Annotated in this window: 20 protein-coding genes and 1 tRNA gene; 12 read left to right on the top strand and 9 right to left on the bottom strand. The window is 64.2% G+C overall.

Annotated elements, in window-relative coordinates:
* The first annotated feature begins 4 nt into the window (after positions 1-4).
* Entirely contained in the window at positions 5-577 is a 573-nt protein-coding gene (locus ACQP1T_RS29150; protein ID WP_433756233.1) for a TetR/AcrR family transcriptional regulator, read from the top strand.
* Positions 578-625: 48 nt separating this feature from the next.
* Here ACQP1T_RS29150 and ACQP1T_RS29145 read toward each other — a convergent pair whose 3' ends face one another.
* The gene (locus tag ACQP1T_RS29145; protein WP_433756232.1) at positions 626-2,101 is read right to left on the bottom strand and encodes a glyceraldehyde-3-phosphate dehydrogenase; all 1,476 of its coding nucleotides are present in this window, start codon (positions 2,099-2,101) and stop codon (positions 626-628) included.
* 457 nt (positions 2,102-2,558) lie between these two features.
* Between ACQP1T_RS29145 and ACQP1T_RS29140 the strand changes: the two genes are divergently transcribed.
* Complete coding sequence (locus ACQP1T_RS29140) at positions 2,559-3,572, top strand: alcohol dehydrogenase catalytic domain-containing protein (protein ID WP_433756231.1); 1,014 nt, start codon at positions 2,559-2,561, stop codon at positions 3,570-3,572.
* A gap of 230 nt (positions 3,573-3,802) precedes the next feature.
* Here ACQP1T_RS29140 and ACQP1T_RS29135 read toward each other — a convergent pair whose 3' ends face one another.
* Entirely contained in the window at positions 3,803-4,099 is a 297-nt protein-coding gene (locus ACQP1T_RS29135) for a hypothetical protein (RefSeq protein WP_433756230.1), read from the bottom strand.
* 209 nt (positions 4,100-4,308) lie between these two features.
* Here ACQP1T_RS29135 and ACQP1T_RS29130 point away from each other — a divergent pair, with 209 nt between their 5' ends.
* Complete coding sequence (locus ACQP1T_RS29130) at positions 4,309-4,461, top strand: hypothetical protein (protein ID WP_433756229.1); 153 nt, start codon at positions 4,309-4,311, stop codon at positions 4,459-4,461.
* 198 nt (positions 4,462-4,659) lie between these two features.
* Here the strand turns inward: ACQP1T_RS29130 and ACQP1T_RS29125 are convergent, their stop codons facing one another.
* Positions 4,660-5,775 (bottom strand): glycosyltransferase family 4 protein, encoded by a 1,116-nt coding sequence (locus tag ACQP1T_RS29125; RefSeq protein ID WP_433756228.1) that lies wholly within the window; start codon positions 5,773-5,775, stop codon positions 4,660-4,662.
* Positions 5,776-5,994: 219 nt separating this feature from the next.
* On the opposite strand from ACQP1T_RS29125, the gene ACQP1T_RS29120 reads away from it, so the two are divergent.
* Entirely contained in the window at positions 5,995-7,176 is a 1,182-nt protein-coding gene (locus tag ACQP1T_RS29120; protein WP_433756227.1) for a glycosyltransferase, read from the top strand.
* Positions 7,173-8,183, top strand: coding sequence for a glycosyltransferase (locus tag ACQP1T_RS29115; RefSeq protein WP_433756226.1), 1,011 nt, complete (start codon positions 7,173-7,175; stop codon positions 8,181-8,183). The genes ACQP1T_RS29120 and ACQP1T_RS29115 overlap by 4 nt, the downstream gene beginning before the upstream one ends.
* Positions 8,184-8,492: 309 nt before the next feature.
* Here the strand turns inward: ACQP1T_RS29115 and ACQP1T_RS29110 are convergent, their stop codons facing one another.
* A complete protein-coding gene (locus ACQP1T_RS29110; protein WP_433756225.1) occupies positions 8,493-9,722 on the bottom strand; it encodes an NAD(P)/FAD-dependent oxidoreductase in 1,230 nt (409 codons plus the stop codon).
* Positions 9,723-9,991: 269 nt separating this feature from the next.
* Between ACQP1T_RS29110 and ACQP1T_RS29105 the strand changes: the two genes are divergently transcribed.
* The 5 genes from ACQP1T_RS29105 (at position 9,992) to ACQP1T_RS29085 (ending at position 17,321) form a co-directional block, all read left to right on the top strand.
* Complete coding sequence (locus ACQP1T_RS29105) at positions 9,992-11,785, top strand: serine/threonine-protein kinase PknD (RefSeq protein ID WP_433756224.1); 1,794 nt, start codon at positions 9,992-9,994, stop codon at positions 11,783-11,785.
* Positions 11,786-11,888: 103 nt separating this feature from the next.
* Positions 11,889-12,113 carry a hypothetical protein gene (locus tag ACQP1T_RS29100; protein ID WP_433756223.1) on the top strand — a complete coding sequence of 75 codons (225 nt, stop codon included), beginning with the start codon at positions 11,889-11,891 and terminating at the stop codon, positions 12,111-12,113.
* Between the two features lie 675 nt (positions 12,114-12,788).
* Positions 12,789-14,951 carry a hypothetical protein gene (locus ACQP1T_RS29095; protein ID WP_433756222.1) on the top strand — a complete coding sequence of 721 codons (2,163 nt, stop codon included), beginning with the start codon at positions 12,789-12,791 and terminating at the stop codon, positions 14,949-14,951.
* Positions 14,939-16,516: an MFS transporter gene (locus ACQP1T_RS29090; RefSeq protein WP_433756221.1), complete on the top strand. Its 1,578-nt coding sequence runs from the start codon at positions 14,939-14,941 to the stop codon at positions 16,514-16,516. The genes ACQP1T_RS29095 and ACQP1T_RS29090 overlap by 13 nt, the downstream gene beginning before the upstream one ends.
* 124 nt (positions 16,517-16,640) lie before the next feature.
* Positions 16,641-17,321, top strand: coding sequence for a hypothetical protein (locus tag ACQP1T_RS29085; protein ID WP_433756220.1), 681 nt, complete (start codon positions 16,641-16,643; stop codon positions 17,319-17,321).
* Here the strand turns inward: ACQP1T_RS29085 and ACQP1T_RS29080 are convergent.
* Positions 17,246-18,175 (bottom strand): helix-turn-helix transcriptional regulator, encoded by a 930-nt coding sequence (locus tag ACQP1T_RS29080; RefSeq protein ID WP_433756219.1) that lies wholly within the window; start codon positions 18,173-18,175, stop codon positions 17,246-17,248. The two genes, ACQP1T_RS29085 and ACQP1T_RS29080, sit on opposite strands and share 76 nt — an antisense overlap.
* Before the next feature lie 127 nt (positions 18,176-18,302).
* Here ACQP1T_RS29080 and ACQP1T_RS29075 point away from each other — a divergent pair, with 127 nt between their 5' ends.
* Positions 18,303-18,698: a RidA family protein gene (locus tag ACQP1T_RS29075; RefSeq protein ID WP_433756218.1), complete on the top strand. Its 396-nt coding sequence runs from the start codon at positions 18,303-18,305 to the stop codon at positions 18,696-18,698.
* A 315-nt stretch (positions 18,699-19,013) separates the two neighbouring features.
* Here the strand turns inward: ACQP1T_RS29075 and ACQP1T_RS29070 are convergent.
* From ACQP1T_RS29070 to ACQP1T_RS29055, 4 genes are all read right to left on the bottom strand, one after another.
* A tRNA-Val gene (locus ACQP1T_RS29070) sits at positions 19,014-19,085 on the bottom strand.
* A gap of 32 nt (positions 19,086-19,117) precedes the next feature.
* Positions 19,118-19,597, bottom strand: a complete 480-nt coding sequence (locus tag ACQP1T_RS29065; protein ID WP_433756217.1) for a peroxiredoxin — start codon at positions 19,595-19,597, stop codon at positions 19,118-19,120.
* Between the two features lie 69 nt (positions 19,598-19,666).
* Positions 19,667-20,089: a DUF3052 domain-containing protein gene (locus ACQP1T_RS29060; protein ID WP_062990488.1), complete on the bottom strand. Its 423-nt coding sequence runs from the start codon at positions 20,087-20,089 to the stop codon at positions 19,667-19,669.
* 159 nt (positions 20,090-20,248) lie between these two features.
* Positions 20,249-20,806 (bottom strand): hypothetical protein, encoded by a 558-nt coding sequence (locus tag ACQP1T_RS29055; protein WP_433756216.1) that lies wholly within the window; start codon positions 20,804-20,806, stop codon positions 20,249-20,251.
* Between the two features lie 297 nt (positions 20,807-21,103).
* On the opposite strand from ACQP1T_RS29055, the gene aceE reads away from it, so the two are divergent.
* Positions 21,104-23,923, top strand: a complete 2,820-nt coding sequence (aceE, locus tag ACQP1T_RS29050; RefSeq protein ID WP_433762411.1) for a pyruvate dehydrogenase (acetyl-transferring), homodimeric type — start codon at positions 21,104-21,106, stop codon at positions 23,921-23,923.
* Positions 23,924-23,927 lie beyond the last annotated feature (4 nt).

Raw genomic sequence — 23,927 nt, 5'->3', positions numbered from 1 at the left:
GACCATGATCGACGACACAGCAGCTCGGGATCAGGTGCTCGAAGCAGCCGACCGACTCTTCTATGCGCGCGGAGTCCAGTCCGTGGGCATGGACGCCGTCCGGGGCGAGGCGGGGATATCTCTGAAAAGGATCTACTCCCTGTTCCCCTCCAAGGACGACTTGATCGTCGGTGTCCTGAATCGCCGCAGGGCGCAATGGAACGCCGGTATCGCCGCCAGCGCCGAGAACGCGGTCACCGCACGCGAGAAGGTGCTGTCCGTCTTCGACTTCCTCGACGTCTGGTTCCGCCAGCCCGACTTCCACGGCTGCGCCTTCATCAACATTTTCGGTGAACTGAGCGCCGGTTCGCCGAACGTCACCCGCGTCGTGCACGAACAGAAGGACGACTTCCAGCGCTACCTCGCCCAACTGGTCCACGACGCGGGTGCCCCCGAGGCTGTCGCAGCGCAGATCGCGATTCTCGTCGAAGGCGCCCAGACCACCGCCGCTATCGCAGGGCAACCTGACGCCGCGGCCCACGCCCGCGCCGCCGCGGCAACCCTTCTCGACGCCGCCATCGGCTCCGCCCGGTCTTAGAAACCCCTATGGCCGACCAGGTTTCGGCTGAACGTATCGGTGCGCGGACTACCCCGCGGCGGCCGCGGGAACGGCGGTGCGATCCGGTGCGCCCAGCTGCGGGTAGGTCGGGTACTCGATGCCCGAGATGTACTGCACCGTCCGCACAACCTGGCAGGAATAGCCGAATTCGTTGTCGTACCAGAGGTAGAGGATCGCGGTGTCGCCGTCGACGATGGTGGCATTGGCGTCGACGATGGATGCCGCACGGGATCCGATGAAATCGCTCGAGACCACGTCGGTGGCCGCGGTGTAGTCGAGGTTGCGGCTCAGTGGTCCGGACAGCGATACCTGGCGCAGGTACTCGAGCACTTCGGTCTTCGTGACCTCGCGCTCGAGTTGCAGGTTCAGGATCGCGACCGAAACATCCGGAGTGGGAACGCGAATCGAGTTGCCGGTGATTTTGGCCTTGAAGTCCGGCATCGCCTTCGCGACCGCGGATGCGGCGCCCGTTTCGGTGAGTACGAGGTTGAACGGTGCGGACCGACCACGACGGTCGGCCTTGTGGAAGTTGTCCAGCAGGTTCTGGTCGTTGGTGAACGAGTGCACCGTCTCCACGTGACCGCGGACGATGCCGTACTCGTCATCCATCGCCTTCAGCGGCGGCACGATCGCGTTGGTCGTGCACGAGGCGCACGAGTAGATCTGCTCCGACAGATCCAGGTCGCGGTGGTTGACGCCGTGCACGATATTCGGCACATCGCCCTTGCCTGGCGCGGTGAGCACAACCTTCGCGATGCCGGGACGCAGGTGCTGCGACAGTCCGTCGCGGTCACGCCACTTACCGGTGTTGTCGATCAGGATCGCCTTGTTGATCCCGAACTCGGTGTAGTCGATCGTGCTCGGATCATCGCTGTAGATGAACTTGATGACGTTGCCGTTCGCGATGATCGTGTCGTTGTCGACGTCGACCTTGATCGTTCCGTTGAATTGCCCGTGCACCGAATCCCGCCGCAGCAGCGATGCACGCTTGGCCAGATCACCCTCGCCACCCTTGCGCACTACCACGGCCCGCAGGTTCAGCCCGTTGCCGGACCCGACCTTCTCGATGAGCAGACGAGCGACCAGACGACCGATCCGCCCGAATCCGTACAGCACCACGTCCCTGGGGCCTTGCGGCTCGGCCTTGTTGCCGTCGGTGACATCGGCCAGCACCGCAGCGGTGAACTCCGGAATCGACAGTCCACGACCATCAGTGCGATAGGCCATCACCAGTCGACCGAGGTCGATCTTGCACGGTCCCAGATCCAACGCGCTCAGCACTTCGAGGAATGGCAGTGTCTCCTCGATCGAGAGCTCCTCACCCTCGATCTGTCGCGCGAACCGATGCGTCCGCAGAATGCTGATCACCGACTTGTTCACCAGCGACCGGCTGTGCAGGAGGATGGTCACACCCTTCTCGCGATACAGCCTGCCAATGATCGGAATCATCGCCTCCGCCGAAGCCTCGTGAGCGTTCCAGCGGTCAAGATGGTCGGTAGTCAACACAAGCCCCTCGGCGTTCCTCGATCTGTACGGTGATCGATGCTATCCAGGGCCGCGCTATCACAAGGCCCCGCTACCCCCCTGTGAGGTCGACTCGCCGGCGCGGTTGGCGGTGGGACACGCGGCGCGAGCGCACCGGCGACCGAAACTGGCATCGAGGATTGTCACCTGATGGCAAGGCCGGCGGACGTATGATTCCCACGGCATCGTTTGGGCCGGTGCCTTTTGCAGAGTGGGTCGCCGACGCCGCGCGGGATGGATGACGACTCGTCGGCTGGCCATTTCAGGTAGTGCTACGACCGTGACCAGAGCATTGCTGGCGTCGTTCCAGGTGATGGCAGCGTCGATGACATCCAGGGTTGGCCGATTACCGTTCGAGAATCGCCGGCGCCGCTGCCTCGGTCCGCTGTGGTGAGGTCCCCGACGCCGCCGCTCCCCAGGGAAAGCGAGGATACCGATGTCTACTCATCAGGCTGTTCACGTGCAGTCCGCCGGTGCGGCGTTGAAACTGGTCGATGTCGAAACAGACGCGCCGCCTCGCGACCATGTACGCCTCGCGGTCTCGGCGTGCGGGATCTGCGGCACCGACCGAGCGTTCGTCAGCGGAGCATTTCCGGACATGTCGTGGCCGCTGACACCGGGCCATGAGATCGCCGGCACCATCGCCGAACTCGGCGCCGGCGTCGACAACTACGTCGTCGGTGACCGCGTTGCCGTGGGCTGGTTCGGTGGGCATTGCGGCAAATGCGTCCCATGCCGCGGCGGCGACTTCATCCACTGCCAGAACATGCAGGTCCCCAGCTGGCAGTACCCGGGCGGATACGCCGAGTCGGTGACCGTGCCGGCCAATGCGCTGGCCCGCATCCCTGACGCGCTCTCTCTGGCCGAGGCCGCGCCGATGGGTTGCGCCGGAGTCACCACCTACCACGCGCTTCGCGAAACCCGGGCGGTACCCGGCGACCGCGTTGCCATTCTGGGTATCGGCGGATTGGGCCACCTCGGCGTGCAATTCGCCCGCGCGATGGGCTTCGAGACCATTGCGATCGCCCGCGGCGCGGCCAAAGCCGAAGACGCCCGCGCGCTCGGCGCCCACCACTACATCGACTCGACCGCTGCCGAGGTCAGCCAAGCGTTGCGGGGACTCGGCGGTGTATCGGTTGTCCTGGGCACCGTGGGCAACGCCAAAGCCATGGCCGAAACCGTCGATGGGCTACTACCGCGCGGCGAGCTCATCACCATCGGGGTCTCCGCCGAGCCATTGCCGATCAGCCCGATGCAGCTGATCACCCGCGGGCTCAGCGTCACCGGCCACGCCTCCGGCACCGCCCGCGATATCGAGGAAACAATGCAATTCGCGGTCCAATCCGGCGTGCGCACACGAATCCAACAACGGCCGCTGGATCAAGCCGCCGAGGCATACACCGCAATGGAACAGGGACAGGCCCGATACCGCATGGTCCTCACGGTCTGACCGACCAGCGTTGGCCGCAACGCAACGCCGACCAACTTCGGCACGGCTTTGTCAAAGGAGTTGGGGCCGAAGAACATTCGCATCAACTCCATTAGCCCGGACCTGTGACGACCGGGCTGTGGCTGGACGAGGGGGAGTGATCGACGCGATCGCCGATAACATCGGTCAGAAGAGCTCGTCGACCAGTCACTCTCACAGAACAGAAGGAAATTCGTCACCAAGGGCTCCGGTCATCCGGCGACTGCGTACGGGTAGGCGGGGGCACGGCCCTGGAAGGAAAGAATCCGCGGATTCTGGACTCGGCCTTCGCGGATCTCGATCGCCCGCCGGATCGTCTCGTTGCCGTCCCAGGCGTCGGGGCCCGCCATTACGATCGGCAGGAACTCCAGAAGGGCTTCGGAGTTCTCCCAGGTCGCGGAGTTCCACAGGAATGAGGGGCTGTGGTCGACGCTGTAGTAGTGCAGGTTCTCGCCGACGATGAACATCGGGTCCGCGAAGGAGGTCGGACGGGCCCATTCGAAGCCCATGGCCTCGTCGCACGAGACGTCGACGAACAGCGTCCCGGCGCGAACAGCTCGAGATCCTCGTTCATCACGAACATCAGCGGTTCCTCGGTGTCCTGCAGGATGCAGTTGACGACCACGTCGTAGTTCGCGAGCACCTGTGCCAACGGTCCCGGTTCCGGAGCTTTCAAGGCGAGGGTCCGAGCCGGGCTCTCCGGGTCGCGCGGCGCCAAGTGCGCATCGGAGTAGCCGAACCGGTCGCCGTAGCCACACTCGAGGTACAGGCGGTCGCGACTTCCGGGGTCGATCCGATCCAGGTGCGCCGGGTGGATCGCCAGCCGGTGCTCGTCCTGTTTGCGAGAGGTCGCTACGACACCGACGGTTAGTTGCTTCACGAACTGAGCCTCCGCACGCTGACAACTGCACAACTGAGCCCTGCCGGGCGGGCACGATGGCACGTTCGATGATGACAACCGCACCAGTCACGCACTGGAATTCCGCATATCACGCGACGCTGTCGGTCCGCGTTCCGGACGGTTCGTGCCGACGCATAGCCGATCCCAATAGCCCTGGGGCACTGTCGATTACAGCCCAGCATGGGAGAACAGTCCGGGCGAGCCGATCGCCTGTTGCGCAACCGGCTCGGCCGACTCGGTGCGTCGTCCGGATTCTCGTATGATCCGCTCGAACAGAGCTGAGTAGGCATCGATCATGCGATCAGCGGTGAAACGTTCGAAGACATCGTCCCGACATGCGGAACGATCGAGTTGCCCGACTTTCGACACCGCCGCGACCGCACCGGCGACATCGGCGACGAGGAATCCGGTCCGACCGTGGCGGAGGATCTCCGCGATCGAGCCCAATGGTGTTGCGATGACCGGTGTTCCGGTCGCCATGGCTTCGATGACCGACAGACCGAACGGCTCGGCGAAACCGACCAAGTGCAGTAGTGCGCGGGCGCCACCGAGTAGCGCATCCCGATCGACCGGCCCGACCGGACCGAGATAGGTCACATCGGTGCCGGTGAGGTGCGGTTCGACCGCCGAATGGAAGTATTCCTCGTCTTGAATCACACCCGCGATGATCAATGGCAGTCCGGCCTGGCGCGCCACTTCGATCGCCAGATGCGTCCCTTTGTCGGGATGAATTCTACCCAGAAACAACAGATATTCGCCGTGCTCCGGCCGGAATGTGAACTGGGCGAGATCGATACCGTGATGAATCGTCGCGGCATAGCGCAGGTCCGGGTCGCGATCGGCATCGGCGGTCGCCACATAGTGGGCAATATCACCGAATTCCCGATAAACCGGAACAATTTTCGGCGAGGAGCGGCCGTGAATCGTCGTCACCATCGGCGTCGTCACCAGTCGGCTGTAGGTCAGCGGCATGAAGTCGAAATGGTTGGCGATGATGTCGAATTCACCGGCTCGCGCGAATACCGTCGAATTATGGAGTGCTTCAAAGACTTTCGCATCCGCATCGGCCGTCTCCTCATACCCCGACGGTACGGCGGAGACCAGCCGTGCCGAGGTCTCGGAGTCCGCCGTCGCGAACAGTGTGACATCGTGCCCGCGCGCGACGAACCCCTCGGCCAGCGTTGAAGCGATTTGCTCCCGCGGGCCATAGTTTTTCGGAGGTGAACGGTGGGCGACCGACGCGATAACGCCGATTCTCATAGAATCCTCGATTACTGGCGGCAATACCGCCGAAAGTCGACCCAGATGTGGACCAACATGATGCGGTGATCATATCACACCAATTTGCGCCGATCCGAGTGTTATGATCGAGACCTGGTTGCCGATCCCTTCGTGCCTTTCCCCGGAGCGGATTCTCAAGCGCTTCAGCGCAACGATCAGCCAGTTGAGTGGCTGCAGACAGCGGCACCGTCGGCGCTGCCTCGAATGAGAAAGGCTGACGTAGTGTCGGTTCGGTCCTACGGCGTTCTGAGCACCTATTCACCGACCCAGTGCGGGCTGGCGGCCTTTACCGGCGCATTCGTCGACGCATTGACCGGGCCCGGTGAAATCGGTGTCGTGCCGGTCGATTTCGGGCGCCGCCCGACGGTCGGCGTCGTCGCCGTGGTCGACAGTTCGGATCCGACACCGCCGCCCGAGGTGGCGCATCAGTGGGAGCGCAGCGACCGCCGCGGGGCCGCCGCCGCGGCCACCGCACTCAACCGTTTCGATATTGCGATCGTCCAGCACGAATTCGGTGTCTACAGCGGGCGGGACGGCATCGATGTCCTCGAAACCGTTCGCGCCCTTCGGGTTCCGACCATTGTCGTGTTGCATACGGTGCCGGTCACTCCGACACCGCAGCAACGGACGATCCTCGAGCAGCTCACCCGCAACTGCGCGGCCGTCGTCACCACGACGAATACGGCCCGCCGACGACTCATCGACCACTACCCGGTCGACCCGACCATGGTCCGGGTAATTCCGCACGGCGCCACGGACAATCGCTCCGGACAGCCCGGCGACCAACACCAGCCGATCTCCCGGACACCGGTAATCCTGACCTGGGGACTGCTCGGCGAAGGCAAAGGCATCGAATGGGGCATCGACGCGATGGCCCACATCGCCGACCTGCGCCCGGCCGCACATTACCGGGTGGTGGGACAGACACATCCGAAAGTGCTCGCGCGCCACGGTGAGTCCTATCGCACCGGTCTCCGCGACCGCGCCCAGCGCCGCGGTGTCACCAATGCCGTGCACTTCGACGCCCGCTATCTGGCCGATGTCGAGCTGTACCGGCTGATCCGCCAGGCCGATGTCGTTCTGCTGCCCTACGATTCACGCGAGCGGGTGACATCCCGTGTGCTGAGCGAAGCGATCGCGGCGGGCAAACCGGTGATATCGACCGCTTTTCCACATGCCGAAGAACTGCTGTCGACCGGTGCGGGCCTGCTGGTCGATCGTGAGTCGCCGACCGATATCGCCGCCGCACTGCGCCGCGTGTTCACCGAACCCGGCCTCGCGGCAAGAATGCGAGCCGAAGCGAAACGCATCGCCCCAGAACTGCTGTGGACTTCGGTAGGCCGTAGGTACCGAGACCTGGCCGCGGAAACGCTGCGGACCGACACGAAGCTGGCTACGGCATGAATACCATCAGCGTCTCCTACACGCACCTCTACCGTCTCAGCGACGAGTGCGGCATCTTCGAACACGCGAAGTTCAGCACGCCGCGCACCGAAAACGGCTACTGCGTCGACGATGTCGCGCGTGCCCTCGTGGTGGCCGTCCGCGAACCCGAGCCGAGCGAACAACTACGCGACAACATCGCGGTGTATCTGGACTTCATCATCGCGGCACTGAACGAGGACGGAAACTGCCACAACCGTCGAGGCGCGGACCGGAGTTGGCAGGACGAACCGAGCGTCGAAGATCACTGGGGCCGTGCACTGTGGGCACTCGGCTCGGTCGTCGCCCGCAAACCCGACCTGGCGCAGGTCGCGTTGGCGCACTTCACCATTGGGGCGCGACGGCGGTCGCCATTTCCTCGGGCAATGGCCTTCGCCGCAATCGGCGCGGCCGAGGTGCTGCGCGTCCAGCCAGGAAACACCCCAGCGCGTGAACTACTGGCCAGTGCCGCCGCCGCGATCGGCCCGCCGACCCGTCGTCTCGACTGGCGCTGGCCCGAGCCGCGGTTGCACTACGCCAACGCGGTACTGGCCGAAGCACTGCTCGCCGTCGGCACCATGCTGCCCGGACAGGGCCGCGTCTATGCCGATGGACTCGCGATGCTGCGCTGGCTCCTCGAAATCGAAACCTCGGGCGACCACTTATCGGTCACCCCGGTCGACGGCTGGGCGACCGGCGAAACCCGGCCCGGCTTCGACCAGCAACCCATCGAGGTCGCGACCCTCGCGGACGCCTGCGCCCGCGCCTACGACGACACCGGCGACCAGCACTGGAAGGATGCGGTACTGCTGTGTGAAGCGTGGTTCCGCGGCACGAACGACGTCGACACTCCCCTGATCGACCCGGTCAGCGGCGGTTGCTGTGACGGACTCGAACACACCGGCCGCAACGAGAACCAGGGCGCCGAGTCGACGCTCGCGCTGATCGCCACCCAGCAGCACGCACGCCGACTTACCCGGACACCGTAGCGGCAGATCTCGTGGCAGTGCACGGCCGTTCTGGGCGGTGGCTTGGATGAACGCCGAACTATCTTCTGGGGCAAGGGATTGCGCAGCGCGCGACAGCTGGGCCGCTGCCGTGAACTCAGCGCCGGTCAGTTGCTGCCGTGCTGGTGTTTCCAGGCACATGCCGCGATTTCACTTGCCCCGCCTCGTCCGCGAGCTTCCATGCCGGGTGCCCCGTGCCGCTGCAGCGGTCCTGCGTAGCCGAGATGCTGCCGGATGCGAACGAGTAGTTCACCGGGCGGAGTGGCGGAGTACGCCGCAGCGGAGAGGTAGTCAATGAGTGGACTCGGGTCCGCGCTCGGGCGCGGCCTGTAGATCGGGCGCGGCGGCGGCCAGCAATTCGTCGCGGTCGCGGCTCAACGGAGGATAGATACGCCGGGTGTTGATGGCGCGCTTGGTGTTCTTAGCCTCCTCGCCGCACGCGACCACATGGCGGTCCCAGCCCTCGGTGTACACCGCGCCTGCCGGTCCCAGATCGAGAACCGTTACATACCAAGGGATCCGCAGCGGCTTCATGGGTTCGCCCAGCAGATCGCCGATGACGTTGTATCCGGCCCAACGGCCCATCGGGCGGCTGTGCTGGCAGGACATCACCGACATATGCTCGTCGTCCATTTTCGCGGCGGCGACGTCACCGGCGGCGAATACCGCGGGCACACCGCAGACTCGCAGGTAATCGTCGACGGGGAGTCGCCCCAGCCGGTCACGGTCGACCCCGAAGTCCGCGGTCAACGGGTTGGCCCGCATGCCAGCACACCAGACGACGGTCGCGGCGGTCACCACTTCACCGGAGGTGAGCGTCACGCCGCGCTCGTCGATGGCGATGACCCCGACGCCCAACTTGGTCTCGATCCCGATGCGGGCCAGCGCGGCCTCGATGACCGGACGCGCCGATGCGCCCATGTCGGAGCCGACGAGTGGGTTGCGGTCGATCAGGATGACCCGAGGTGCGACGACACGTGGCGCGAAGGCGTCGGTGAGCATCGCGGGCAGCTCGGTCGCCTCTTCGATCCCCGTCAAACCCGCTCCGACGACGACCACTGTCGCGGCCGCCGGGTCAGTGGGGCCCTTTCCGAGCCGGCGCAGGTGGGCTTGCAGTCTGGTCGCCTCGTCATGGGTGTCGATGTCGAATCCGAACTCCCGCAGGCCAGGGATATCGGGCTTGGCGACCTGGCTGCCCAACGCGAGCACGAGCCGGTCATAGCCGTGAGTCCCCGCAGTGGATTCCACGACCCGCGCCAGCGCATCAATCGCCGTCACTTCACCGATGATGTGCTCGATTCCGACCGGATCGAGAAGAGCGCTGAGCGGGATGCGGGATGTGCTCAGATCGGTCTCATAATCGCGCACGCGGATGTCGTGGTACGGCGTGGAACTGATCATCGTGACGTCGACGGTTCCGACCGCCACGCCGAGCTCGTCCAGCCGCCGGGCCGCCGCGAGCGCCGCCCAGAGGCCCGCGAACCCGGACCCGAGAACCACGACCCGCGAAGGATCCGTCACGGCAGCGCGCTGCACCTCGTCATTCTGCGCGGCGCTCTTCGATTTGTCTGGAGATTGTGATGTCGCGATAGCGCCGCCGCTCATGTGACCCACCGATCACCGCATGTCATGCGGTACTGGTCGTACACCGACGATTGCGCCCGACTATTGATCATCCGGCCTGGCCGAATCAACTAGTCTGGGGCTACCTGCTCGCGGGCGCGGGTTGGAATGCAAGCGAGTACGGCCGTTAGCCAGACAAGTGGTCACGGGACGGCACAATGGGTGACATGTCAGTGGGTGGCGCGGACGCCACTTGGGGGCCAGCGCAGGCGTTCGGACGCTATCAGCTTCTGTCGCTACTGGGCCAGGGCGGCATGGGCCAGGTGTGGCAGGCGAATGATTCGCTGACCAACCGGGTGGTGGCGCTCAAGCTGTTGCCCGAGCGCTTCGCCGATGACGAGCAGCTGCGCGAGCGCTTCCGTCGGGAGTGCCGGGCGGTGGCCCAGTTGACCGAGCCGCATGTGATCCCCATCCACGACTTCGGCGACATCGACGGTCGGCTCTATCTGAATATGCGCTTGATCGAGGGCACTGACCTGCGCAAAGTGATTTCGCGTGAAGGGGCCTTGTCGCCTCGGCGGGCAGTGGCGATCATCGCGCAGGTGGCTGGAGCACTGCAGGCGGCCCACGACGCCGGGTTGGTTCATCGCGATGTCAAACCCACCAACATCCTGTTAGGGGCCGAGGAGTTCGCCTACCTGATCGACTTCGGGATCGCCCACGCCGCCGACGACCGTACGCTGACCACGGCCGGCGAGACCATCGGCACCGTCGCCTACATGGCTCCGGAGGAGATCGGCTCGGAGGTCAAGGCCGATGCCCGGGTGGACGTGTACGCGTTGACGTGCGTACTGCATGAGTGCCTGACCGGCCGGCCGCCGTTCGCGAGCACCTTGGGGATGCAGGGGGTACTGGCCCATCACCTGCACACCCCGCCGCCGCGTCCCAGCACGACTACCCCCGATGTACCTACTGCGTTCGATGCGGTCATCGCCAAGGGAATGGCCAAAGACCCCGACGATCGTTACCAGACCGTGCGCGAGCTGGCCGATGCGGCTTGCGCGGCGGTGGGCGATTCCGCGGTCAGCACCAGCGGGGGCGTAGCGGCACGCCTCGGGCGGCGAATCAGATTGTCGCGCAAGGCCGCCGGGCTGCTCGCCGCCGCGGTCGCGGTGACGGTGGTGGCCGCCGTAGCTGTGGTCATCGGTGTCCAACGGGAATCAGGCGGCGGTGGCAGCTCGCCCGCACCTATCGCCGGGGGCTACTCGCCACAGACTTCCCTGCCGTTCAGCGAGGTAACCCTCCCGACCGGCGTGGCGGTCGACGCTGCGGGCGACGTGTACGTCACCGACATGGGTGACGATCGGGTGATGAAATTGGCGGCGGGTGCGTCGGCGCCGACTCCGCTGCCGTTCACCGGCCTGAAGAATCCTCAGAATGTGGCGGTCGACACTGCGGGCAACATATACGTCAGCGATACGAGTAACGATCGGGTGATGAAATTGGCGGCGGGTGCGTCGGCGCCGACTCCGCTGCCGTTCACCGGCCTGAAGGACCCGCGTGGTGTGGCGGTCGACAGGGCGGGAGACGTATATGTCGCAGACCGGGGTAATGATCGGGTGTTGAAATTGGCGGCGGGTGCGTCGGCGCCGACGACGCTGCCGTTGACGGGGCTCCAAGGTCCCGATGGTGTGGCGGTCGATATGGCGGGCAACGTATACGTCACCGAATTGGGTACCGAGCACGTGACAAGGTTGGCGGCGGGCGCGTCGGCACCGACCATTTTCCCGTTCACCGGGCTCAAAGATCCCCAGGGTTTGGCGGTCGATGCGGCGGGGGACGTGTACGTCGTGGACTGGGGTAACAAATGGGTGGTGAGGTTGGCGGCGGGAGCGTCGACGCCGACCCCGCTACCATTCACCGGCCTGAAGAATCCCCAGGGTCTTGCGGTCGACACAGCGGGAGACGTATACGTCACCGACCTGGGCCCCGATCCGGTGGTGAAACTCCCGATCGGCTGAACCACCCAGACCTACCCGATCCCAGTGGTGCCGCAATCGGGAAGGCACGGCGGGCGTTTGCGTCACTGTCGCCCATGACATAGCTGCCTCACCGAATGGCTCCATGGCTGAGCTGACACCGAACCCGAACCAGGAGAACAACATCGGCGAAGCTGCACCGGAGCCGGCACCCCGGCGACCTGCCGGATGCGCATCTGCTGTAGGCGCGGTGATCGTGTTCATCGCGGCCCTCTTCTGGCCCGAGCGCATCGCGAAAGTTCGCACGGTGGAAGCGATCCGGCAGCGTATCGAGTCCGAAGATGATCCGCCGCCACGGAGTTACCGATAGCTTTCACACGCCAGACATGGGTGATGTTGCGGTGCAAGGTATTTCACGGTCCGCCCATGGGTCGGAAGCGAGTGTGGCGGACCGACTTCAGCGAGTTCGAAACGATCGGTGGTGGGATCTGGTGGAGGTCTTCTCATCGGCGGAAAACGCGTAATCGCCTGCGACTAACTGGTTTTCGTTCCAGATGCCGACGTACAGGTCCAGCATCCAACAACGATGTCAGCGGGTAGGCGGCTCGAATGTCAAGGGGGGTTGCACCGTCGGTCAGGCAACGACGTGGCAGCTGGCAGTGATCGTTCTCGGGGAGGATTCCGCAGGTGCTGCGCCGGGACGTCGGGACAACGAGGTTGCCGGTCAGGCGCTAATGGATCCATTCGGGCCGTCGCAGCCACCTGGCCTCACTCCCGAAAGTGACCGAAACATTGCACCAACAAGTAACGGCACGTTTAATAGTGGGGCAACGGTGACGTAACTCACAGGCAATCTGGCCTTCCGGGCTGGCCGAGGGGAAGCCACATGCGACAGTATCTGCCGAGGCTTGATCCGGACTTCCGTCTTCGCTGGTCCAAGGCATGGGACCCGATGTGCTGGTCGCCATGGGCCGTACTCGGACGATGTCGGGTCTGGGCCGCCGCCACCCGCCCCCGGCGCATCGCCGTCCGTCTCCTCATCACCTTGCTGGTTCTGCTGGTGATCTGGCCCCTCTCGGGCGGTGCCGCCGCCGGGCGCGCGGACACGGTCGGCGGCGGCAGGAGCATATCCGCGATCGACGGACTGGCCTGGACGGATATCCGCGACTCGTCCGGAATTCCGTTGTCGGACTACCTGTTTGCGACCGACAGCAGCATTCTCAACCCGCGGGAGACGGCTTTTGCGATGGTGTTGGGCCTGCTCTTCACGGTGTACATGGTCATCGTGATCAGTGCGATCTGGCTGACCGGCTTCGTGGTGAGTTTTCGCTGGCTCGATTGGCTCAGCAAACCGTTGAATGCGGTCGCCGACGGCCTGAGGGATCAGATCGCGACCCCGATCATGCTGACCGTGGCGGTGTCTATCGGCGCATTCGTCGTGGCTTGGTTCGTCGTCCGTGGATACCACGCCAAGGCTGCACTACAGGTCGTGTTCATGCTGGTGGTAGGCGTGGTCGGCGTCGGCTATCTGGCGCATCCGCTGGCCGTTGTGTTGTCGTCGAACGGCCTTCTGGCCCAGGGGCGCGACGTCGGGATCTCGGTCGCGGCGGGGCTCAACGGCGAATCCAACGCGGACCCGAGAGCAATTGTCGCCGACCTGAACAGCACCGTGGCCGACAATTTCGCTCGACATCCGCTGCAGGTATGGAATTTCGGTCATATCATCGACGATTCGCCGAGATGCCGTACAGCCTGGTCGTCCGGAACTCTAGCCGGCAGTGAATCGCAGGTCGCAAAAGGCATGCGCGACTGCGGTGACGCCTACGCCTACGCCAAGATCAGGAATCCGAGTCCCGGGCAGATCGGCACCGGGCTGATACTTCTTATTTTCGGCACCATCCTCCTGCTGTTCATGTCCTATCTTTCGATCAAAATCTTCCTCGCCGCACTGTCGGCGGTCTTCCGCGCGATCTTCCTCATCCTCTGTTTCGCCGTGGGGGGTTTCATACCGGGTCTTCCTCAGACAATTCTGGTGCGCAACGCGGTCGGCATTGCAGCCGATACCGGGTCGCTGGTGGGCTACATCGTGTACTTAGGCGGTTACTCCCTTGTGCTGGAAGATGTCTTCGAATCGGCACCGGGCAGCGGTACCGCCACGATCTTCGTCGGCGGGGTCGTGCTGATCGCAGGCTTCGCACTGGTGCGACGTCTCGATCTCAACATGCTCGGTGCCCAGAGTCAGACCGTCGACAAGATTCGTGCGGTGCTCGAGGGCAGGCCGCCGGCCGGCGGGCCAGCTACCGACATCGGCACGGCGGGCCTGCGCTACTCGCTGTCACCGGGCCATGTCATGGGAACGGCAATGCGTGGTATCGCCGAATTCAACGCGAACCCCGTAGCGTCCTTTATGTTCCGTCGCCCATCACCGTTGACGTATTACTCCGGGCGCATGCAGGAAATGAATTACCTGAATTACGAATTGCTCCGAGGAAATGTACCGCCGCGGGCCGCCGGGAGCTGGATGGCGCGGCTCACCTTGGGAAAGAATGCGCACGATGCGGCCGCCAGGGCTGCCGCGGACGACTTCGGCGGCACCAACGCGCGAGCCGCTTCGGCAGCCATGACTACAATTCTCAGTCTCGGTGCGGACCGCGCCGACGCCATCGGTGCTCTCGCTGTCGCCCGCTTTCCCAACCAAATTCGCAGATGGGCGGCCGAGGCGCATGCCCGTACCATGCAGTCCGCCGATGACAACCCGGTGGAATACGGCCCGCTGAAACGAGTTGCGGCCGCCTTGGACCTGGCCGAAAACTCCCGCCAATACGGTGGCGCCGAGCGAGACGCCCACAATGCCCAATTCGCGGAATCCGCGGCACTGTTCCACCGCCTCAGCCCCCGGCCCATGCGCAATCGCAGTGATGCGGATTGGGAAACCGATCCATTGGTCCGGGATACGGTGCGGCGGAACTATGCGACGTTCGATGATTTTCAGCGTGTCGTAACACCAGAAAGGTTTGCACAAGCCGATGAAGACACCCGCAGGTACATTGCGTACCGGCTTTCCCGGGATCTGGCCGAAACGGGAGAACGATATTACCGAACTCCGGACGATCAAATTCTCCGCCAGGAAGCGATACGGCAGAAGAATAGGGCCGTATATGTCGATCTGCGACTAGCTGGAACCAATATAGGCCCGTGGACGAATTAATTTCCATCGACAGGTTGGGTGATCGTCAAGTGACAACATCGCAAAAAGAAGTAATCCGGAGCCTCGTTCCCGCCCGAATGGACCGGCTGCCGTGGACGAAGTTCCATTGGCTCATCGTCGTCGGTCTCGGTGTGTCCTGGGTTTTGGACGGTATCGAGATCCAGATTGTCAGCAGCATGGGCGGGCCCCTGCAGCATGCCGGCACCCTACATCTGACAAGCGGGCAGGTCGGCGCGATGGCGTCGTGGTATCTGGCGGGGCAGGTCGTCGGCGCGCTCGTGTTCGGCCGGCTTACCGACCGGCTCGGACGCAAGCGACTGTTCATCCTCACACTGGCGATCTACCTGATCGGCAGTGGTCTCGCCGGGTTCGCCTGGAGTGCCTGGTCGCTGTATCTGTTCCGCTTCATCGCAGGCACCGGAATCGGCGGTGAATACACCGCGATCAACTCGGCCATCGATGAAATCATGCCTTCCAGGTATCGCGGCCGCGTGGACATCGCGATCAACGGGACCTATTGGGGTGGCGCGGCAATAGGCGCGGCGGCCAGCCTGATCCTGTTCAACGAGCGATTCATTCCAACCGAATGGGGATGGCGGCTCGGCTTCTTCATCGGACCCGTCCTCGGATTCATCATCATATTCGTGCGCCGCCACATTCCCGAAAGCCCGCGCTGGCTGCTCACCCACGGGCGGGCAGCCGAAGCCGAACGCACCGTCGATGAGATCGAAGCTCAGGTCCGCGGCCAAGGCGTCGAACTGCCTCCGGTCGATGACAGCAAAGCCCTCGACATCGTCGACACCGACCGGCTCTCCTATATTCAGATGGCTCGGATCTTCTTCGGCCGCTACCCTTCCCGGTCTTTTCTCGGCTTCACGATGATGGCAACGCAAGCATTCCTCTACAATGCAATCTTCTTCACTGTCGGTTTGGTGCTGATCAATTTCTACGACGTCCCAGCCGATCACACGGGATACTATTTCTTCCCGTTCGCCATCGGTAACTTGATCGGCCCATTGGTACTCGGCCCCCTCTTCGACAACATCGGTCGCCGGAAGATGATATGCGCGACCTACCTGGGCTCCGGTTTCCTGCTTTTCGTTTCCGCATGGGCATTCAATGCAGGCATTCTCGACGCCACCACCCAGACTCTCTTCTGGTGCGTCATCTTCTTCTTCGCCTCGGCGGGGGCGTCTTCTGCTTATCTCACGGTCAGCGAGATCTTCCCGCTGGAATTGCGCGGTCAAGCCATATCGTTCTTCTTCGCCATCGCGCAGGGCACTGGCGGGGTCGTAGCGCCGTTCCTCTTCGGGCATCTGGTAGGTGGCGCCGACAACCCGAGTCCCGACCGGTTCCCGCTCACGGTGGGGTACATCATCGGCGCCGGGTTCATGATCTTCGGTGGTCTGGTCGCCTGGTTCTTCGGCGTGAACGCCGAAGGCCAGTCCCTGGAGGACATCGCGGATCCGCTGTCCGTGGCGAAACCAACGGAACAACCTCCTGCCATGATCAGCGAACCGTTAATTGATGGCACATCATCTATCGATCCATTGAAGAGGAACTAGCGCGATGGTGCAGCCAACTCCTTGGCGAGCGAGTGGAGACCGGCAGCAGCAGGCAGGCTCGACGAGAAGCTCTCCGGGCCGTGCCCGGAGGCGCCGGGTCGACCTCGCCAAACTCCGGATGAGGGTGCAACCGCTGGCGACCCTGCTCCGTGACAACTCGGGTTACCTGTGTGCCGCGATCGGGAGCATCATCACGTTCACCCTGTTGTTCAAACCGTGGCTCGCCACGGGCGGCCCCGACGGCACGATCTGGAGCAATGCCTTCGGCCAAACCCACATCACCACCACGCTCGTGGGTCTCTGGTCGAAGAATCCACCGGCCCACTCCAACCTCAGCGGCAAGTGGGCCATTCTCGCCAGCATCGCGATCTTCCTGACCATCCTCGCCGCGTCGATCAATCTCTGGGCGCGCACCAAGGCCCTTGCTGGTTTGACGACCGTTTCCGCGGTGGCAGTGGCGCTTTTCATCGCGTTCACGCTGGTCTATCTCAACGGGAAGGGACCGGAGCTGCGCTCCATGATCGGCTCCGGCCCTCCGACCGACCTCGGGACCCAGGTCGGCTTCGTGATCCGGTGGGCCTCGGGCAATGGACAATATCCAGTGCCGGGGCTACGGAAGGTCGAGTTCGAGACCGCGAAACTTACCGATACCGCGTGGCTGGCCGGTGCGACGGCGATGTTCTCGGCCATCGCGGCCATCGCGCAATGGGTTCAGAGAATGAAGTCGGGCTACAGCACCGGCTTAGTGAAGGCCCTTGTTTCTGCTCGAGCACTACCGCGACCGTCGCATCCTCCGCGCCCATGATCTTCTCCAGCAGCAGCGTGGAGCAAAACGTGGAGCAGCCTGTCGTTTCGTGTCGTTGGCCGGAAACTGGCGTCAGCGAGGGTTGGTGACCGAAATGCTTTGCTGTGGAGGTTGATTCGCTGGATCGGTGGGCGTGTGGTGGTTGCATGTCGGTTCGTGGGTGATGAGGACCGGGGCAGGGTACGGCCAGTTCGGTGTGCTGTCGCGGGTCGAGCTGGAGCGGTTCTTTCATCTCGATGCCAAGGATCGCCTCGTGTGCGGTCTTCGCCGGACTTGGCTGCCAGCAGGTAGGTCCGGTCGCGGACGGTGACCAGTCCGATCGGATCGACAATATGCGAACGAGGCGCCTTGTCGGGTGCGGCGTAGTCGAAGCGGAGCCTGTGCCCAGTGAGTACCGCATGGCGGACCTCGCTTATCACCCCGCTCGCCACCTCCTCGGTGACCAGTCGCCGTGAGAGCAGGTCGGCCTCCGGCTCGACCAGGAAGCGCTTGGCGGCGGCGTCCAGGCTGGCTCGGTGGCCCTCCGGCAAGGCGTCGACCACCTTGCGCATCGCGGAGGCGAGGGCTGTGCTGAGGCCGAAGATCTTCTCGCCGCGTCCAGATCCGGCTGTGAGCAGTGCGAGGGCTTCGTCGTGGTTCAGACCGGTCAGTTCGGTGCGGAAGCCGGGTAGCAGCGAGAACCCGCCGTGCCGGCCACGGTCGGCGTAGACGGGGACGCCTGCGGTGGACAGTGCTTCGATGTCGCGCAACACCGTACGTGCAGACACTTCCAGCTCGCTCGCCAGTTCGTCCGCGGTCATCCGACCACGCTGGCGCAGCAGCAGCACCAGCGAGACCAACCGATCCGCACGCATGGGTTCATTCTCGCCAAAAAACACGACACAAGGTGTCGTGATTTCTTGGAAGGCTGATCTTGCGGGTGTCGAAGACGGTGGCTACCGAGTCGCCGGGCGCTCGCGGTCGCAACGATTTGGAGTGGCAATGGAACGAACAGCAGTCAACCCGGTGACGTGGTCGCTCGAGATGGGGTTCAACCAGGGTGAGGTCGTCTCCGGGGAGACCCGAACCCTGTACATCTCGGGGCAGACAGCGATGAGCAGCGAGGGCAGGCCCGAGCACGACGGAGACATCGCGGCGCAACTCGCGCTAGCAGTGGACAACCTCGAAGAGGTGCTCGGCGAGGCCGACATGTCGCTGGCGAACCTCGTCCGTCTCAACGTCTACACCACCGACGTGGACGCGCTGTTCCCGCACTACGGTGTCCTCGCCGGACGGCTGGGAGCCGCAGGTGTCGCCCCTACGACCACGATGCTCGGGGTCACCCGTCTCGCGATCCCCGGCCAGATGGTCGAACTCGAAGCAACCGCCGTCGCGTAGCGCGACCTTGCCGCTCCTGCTGCTCACGCCGATTCATTTCGGCGCGAGCAGCGGGCAGATGGGGAACATCCGATACCAAAGATGAAAACGATCGGCGTTTACGGCTTCGACGCTGCGTCCTTCCCACGACGGTTGCGGGAGGCGAGAGTCAGCCTGTTGCTTGACGTGCGTCAACGTCGAGGGGTCCGCGGAACCGAGTACGCCTGGGCCCACTCGCTCCAGTCTTGCCTTGGTGCCCCCCCGTTTGCCCCACGAACTGCGTGTGGGGCAGAGGTTTTGAACGAGCTAACGCTTGTCTACCTGCATCTTCTTCGGTGGGCGCAGAGGGGTTCGAACCCCCGACCGCTGGTGTGTAAAACCAGAGCTCTACCACTGAGCTATACGCCCGGGATCCGTCGGTGGGTGACCGACGGGCCGGTCTAGGACTCTAGCGCGGCTAGCGCTTTCTCCCAAGCCGCCTGGTCACGGGCCTCTCCGGGGCCGTTCATTTCGGCGAAGCGGATGACGCCGTCGCGGTCGACGACGAAGGTGCCGCGGTTGGGGTAGCCGGATTTCTGGTTGAAGACGCCGTAGGACTGGGCGACGGCACCGTGTGGCCAGAAGTCGGACAGCAGCGGGAAGATGTAGCCCTGTTCGGCCGCCCAGATTTTATGGGTGGGCGGCGGGCCGACGGAGATGGCGAGGATTTCCGCGTCATCGTTCTGGAACTTGGGTAACTCGTCGCGCACCTTGCACAGCTCACCCTGGCAGATGCCGGTGAAGGCAAGCGGATAGAACACGATCAGCACGTTCTTCTTGCCCCGGTAGTTCGAGAGCGTGACGTCCTGGTTGTTCTGATCCTTGAGAGTGAAATCCGGCGCGAGCGTGCCGACTTCCAGTGGGCCAACCTCGACTGGCATCACTGATCCTCCTCGTGTCGGGCTTCACCGGGCGGTGAAACACCGCCCGGTGAACCATAGCGAAAGCGGTCAGCGCTGTTTCGAGGGTGCCTTGGGCTGCACGAGGCGGCTGCCGGACCAGGCACCGAGGCTGATCGCCGAGGTTTGTGTCAGACCCGCGGTGGGTGCTGCTTCGGCGATATCGCTTGGATCGACATGACCAGGTTGGCCGGTCTTAGGGGTGAGTACCCAGACGAAGCCTTCGTCGGCCAGTGGCGTGATGACATCCATCAGCTCATCGGCCAAGTCGCCATCGCCTTCTCGCCACCACAGCAGGACAGCGTCGACAACCTCGTCGGAGTCTTCGTCGACCATCTCCCCACCGCTGGCCTCTTCGACGTCGGCCCGCAGGTCGTCATCGGTGTCCTCGTCCCAGCCCAGCTCCTGGACAACCATGCCGTGTGTAATGCCAAGCTTCTGAGCGTAGTTCTGCGCGTCCGCCGCGGCGACCACGGTGGTGTCCTCCTCAACTCCAGACAATAGGTAGTTGCAAGCGAACATGGTTATCGCCTCGAGCGCAAGCTGATCGGACGAAATACCCATGGAATGTCGCATGACAACCTCGTGTCGTTGGCCGATTTTCGCCACCGGCACCCGGTTCGTGGGACGAGTTCAGCGTTTCGGGCAGGCGTCCTTGACCGCATTGCGCGCGTCGTTGACGCGCTTGCTCGCATCGTTGAGTGCGCCGACCGGAGCGGTGTAGGTCATCTTGCGGGTCTCTGCCGCGAGCTGGCGTGCGGCGGCGACGTATTCGGTGAATTTGGCCTGCAGGTCGGCGGGCAGCGCGCCGTTGGCGTTGTTCACCCCGGTCTCGACCTTGGTCGCGGCGTCTTCGAGGGTTTTGGCCGCGGTATCGCGCTTGGCGTTGTAGTCCGCGGCGTTCGCATCGTGCGCGTCTACGAATTCGTTGTACTTCGAAACGCCGACACCTGTGGTTGTGGGGAATTGACCGCAGTTGTCGCTGATCGCCTGGGCCTGGGCCGCCGCCTTGCGCGATGAGGTCGCCGCCGCGGAGGAGGAGGCCGCTTCGGTCTTGTAGGCGGCCAGCTCCGAGGTGTTCGGATTGGCAACGCCGTCAACGTGTTTCGCGCATCCCGCGATGGTCAGGCCGACCACGACCGCCGCTGCCGCGCACACCGCTGCGAACCCGCGTGGGTCCAGCACCTTCATTGTCCTCCGTGCCTCTCTGTGTCACCGGCGGTCCTCGACTCACGTTCCCTGCGGAACCGTACTGCAGATGCCCCTGACATGATGACCTGGGCCACATCTTCCGCAAGGATGGAGGTGCGCCCGAACCTTTCGTAAAACGGGTGGTCCGCCAACCAAGTGTGCCGCCCGGGGAAACAGACGCCCATCAGCTTGTCCACCCCTGTACGAGGAGCAGATTTGACCGACCTGATCCACTCTTCCGCGCCAGCGAAATCCGCTGGCACCGACTCCGCGCCGCGCGATCCGAGTGGATCGCAAGTGCCGCCTGCGGGCGGGCGGGTGCGGGTTATCCGCGAAGGGGTGGCGTCCTATCTACCGGACATCGACCCGGAGGAAACCTCCGAATGGCTCGAATCGTTCGACGACATGCTCGACCGGGAAGGTCCGGGCCGCGCGCGTTACCTCATGCTCAGGCTGTTGGAACGCGCCGGTGAGCGTAGGGTCGCCATTCCATCCCTGACCTCCACCGACTACGTCAACACCATCCCCACCGAGAACGAGCCGTGGTTCCCCGGCGACGAAGAGGTGGAGCGGCGTTTCCGTGCCTGGATCCGCTGGAACGCGGCGATCATGGTGCACCGGGCGCAGCGTCCCGGCATCGGTGTCGGCGGCCATATTTCGACCTACGCCTCCTCGGCGGCGCTCTACGAGGTCGGCTTCAACCACTTCTTCCGCGGTAAGGACCATCCCGGCGGCGGCGATTCGATCTTCATCCAGGGGCACGCCTCGCCGGGCATCTATGCCCGCGCCTTCCTCGAGGGCCGGTTGAGCACGGACCGGATGGACGGCTTCCGGCAGGAGTACAGCCATGGCGGTCCGGGCCACGGCCTGCCGTCGTATCCGCATCCGCGGTTGATGAACGACTTCTGGGAGTTCCCGACGGTGTCGATGGGCTTGGGCCCGATGAACGCCATCTACCAGGCGCGGTTCAACCACTACCTGCACGACCGCGGCATCAAGGACACCTCCGATCAGCACGTCTGGGCCTTCCTCGGCGACGGTGAGATGGACGAACCGGAGTCACGCGGCCTGATCCAGGTGGCCGCCAACGAGGGGCTGGACAACCTGACCTTCGTGATCAACTGCAACCTGCAGCGTCTCGACGGCCCGGTGCGCGGTAACGGCAAGATCATCCAGGAACTGGAGTCGTTCTTCCGTGGCGCGGGCTGGAATGTCATCAAGGTCATCTGGGGCCGGGAGTGGGACGCGCTGCTCGGCGCGGATCGCGACGGCGCGCTGGTGAACCTGATGAACACCACCGCCGACGGCGACTACCAGACCTACAAGGCCAATGACGGTGCCTACGTCCGCGACCACTTCTTCGGCCGCGACCCGCGCACCAAGGCCCTGGTCCAGGACCTCAGCGATCAGGAGATCTGGAACCTCAAGCGCGGCGGTCACGACTACCGCAAGGTCTACGCCGCCTATGCGGCCGCGATGGCGCACAAGGGTCAGCCGACGGTGATCCTGGCCAAGACCATCAAGGGCTACACCCTCGGCAAGCACTTCGAGGGCCGCAATGCCACCCACCAGATGAAGAAGCTGACCCTGCAGGACCTCAAGGATTTCCGTGACCTGCAGCGGATTCCGATCTCCGATGCCGAACTGGAGAAGGATCCCTACCTGCCCCCGTATTACCACCCGGGCATGGAGGCGCGCGAAATCCAGTACATGCTCGATCGCCGCAAGGCGCTCGGCGGCTTCCTGCCCGAACGGCGTGCCGTGGCAAAGCCGCTGCAACTGCCCGGGGACGAGGCATACAAGTCGGTGCGCAAGGGTTCCGGCAAGCAGAATGTGGCCACCACCATGGCCCTGGTCCGGCTCATGAAGGAGCTGCTGCGGGACAAGGAGATCGGCAAGCGGATCGTGCCGATCATTCCGGACGAGGCCCGTACCTTCGGTATGGACTCGTGGTTCCCTTCGTTGAAGATCTACAACCGCAACGGGCAGTTGTATACCTCCGTGGACGCGGAATTGATGCTTGCCTACAAAGAGAGTGCCGTCGGGCAGATTCTGCACGAGGGCATCAACGAGGCCGGATCGACCGCATCGTTCACCGCGGCGGGCACGTCGTATGCCACGCACGGCGAGCCGATGATCCCGCTGTACATCTTCTATTCGATGTTCGGGTTCCAGCGCACCGGCGACGGATTGTGGGCGGCGGCAGACCAATTGGCGCGCGGCTTCGTGCTCGGGGCAACCGCCGGGCGAACGACGCTGACCGGTGAGGGGCTGCAGCACAACGACGGTCACTCGCTGCTGCTGGCTTCCACCAACCCGGCTGTGGTGACCTACGATCCGGCGTTCTCCTTCGAGATCGCGCATATCGTTCGCGATGGTCTGCGTCGCATGTACGGCGGCGGAACCCCGGTGCCCGGTCCCGGCGCACTGCCCGGCACGCATCCGCACGGTTCGGCGGGCGGTTTCGGCGGCGAGGACGTCTTCTACTACATCACCCTCTACAACGAGCCGTATGTACAGCCTGCCGAGCCCGACGATCTCGATATCGCCGGACTGCTCAAGGGTCTCTATCTGTACAAGCGCGGCGGTGCGGGCGATGTGCGCGCCCAGATCCTGGTCTCGGGCGTCACGGTGCCCGATGGCGTGCGCGCCCAGGCGCTGCTCGCCGAGGAGTGGGGTGTGCAGGCCGATGTGTGGTCGGTGACCTCGTGGGGTGAGCTTCGCAAGGAGGCACTCGACAAGGAGGTCGCCCAGCTGCGCAATCCGGGCACCGATGCGGGCGTTCCGTACGTCACTCAGGCGCTGGCCCGGGTCGAGGGTCCGTATGTGGCCGCGACGGATTGGATGCGCGCGGTGCCGGATCAGGTGCGCAAGTGGGTGCCCGGCGACTTCACCACGCTCGGCACGGACGGTTTCGGTTTCTCCGATACCCGTCCCGCCGCGCGGCGGGTCTACAACGTCGACGCGCAGTCGATCGTAGTCGCGGCCCTGGCCGCACTCGGCCGCACCGGCAAGATCGATCCGGCCAAGGCCGTGGAGGCGGCGGCAAAATACCGCATCGATGATGTCGACGCCGCGCCGAAGTCGGCTCCCGGCACCGAAGATGAAGTCGCGTAGCGGA

Origin of the sequence: Nocardia sp. CA-135398, assembly GCF_050955845.1 — a bacterium.
Lineage (GTDB): Bacteria > Actinomycetota > Actinomycetes > Mycobacteriales > Mycobacteriaceae > Nocardia.
The sequence above is the reverse complement of the archived record's forward strand: the minus strand, read 5'-3'. Positions and strand labels throughout refer to the sequence as shown.

Coding starts and splice junctions, on each gene's coding strand:
- ACQP1T_RS29150 (WP_433756233.1), top strand. CDS start 5: ATGATCGACGACACAGCAGCTCGGGATCAGGTGCTCGAAGCAGCCGAC.
- ACQP1T_RS29140 (WP_433756231.1), top strand. CDS start 2,559: ATGTCTACTCATCAGGCTGTTCACGTGCAGTCCGCCGGTGCGGCGTTG.
- ACQP1T_RS29135 (WP_433756230.1), bottom strand. CDS start 4,099: ATGGGCTTCGAATGGGCCCGTCCGACCTCCTTCGCGGACCCGATGTTC.
- ACQP1T_RS29115 (WP_433756226.1), top strand. CDS start 7,173: ATGAATACCATCAGCGTCTCCTACACGCACCTCTACCGTCTCAGCGAC.
- ACQP1T_RS29105 (WP_433756224.1), top strand. CDS start 9,992: ATGTCAGTGGGTGGCGCGGACGCCACTTGGGGGCCAGCGCAGGCGTTC.
- ACQP1T_RS29100 (WP_433756223.1), top strand. CDS start 11,889: ATGGCTGAGCTGACACCGAACCCGAACCAGGAGAACAACATCGGCGAA.
- ACQP1T_RS29080 (WP_433756219.1), bottom strand. CDS start 18,175: ATGCGTGCGGATCGGTTGGTCTCGCTGGTGCTGCTGCTGCGCCAGCGT.
- ACQP1T_RS29075 (WP_433756218.1), top strand. CDS start 18,303: ATGGAACGAACAGCAGTCAACCCGGTGACGTGGTCGCTCGAGATGGGG.
- ACQP1T_RS29065 (WP_433756217.1), bottom strand. CDS start 19,597: ATGCCAGTCGAGGTTGGCCCACTGGAAGTCGGCACGCTCGCGCCGGAT.
- ACQP1T_RS29055 (WP_433756216.1), bottom strand. CDS start 20,806: ATGAAGGTGCTGGACCCACGCGGGTTCGCAGCGGTGTGCGCGGCAGCG.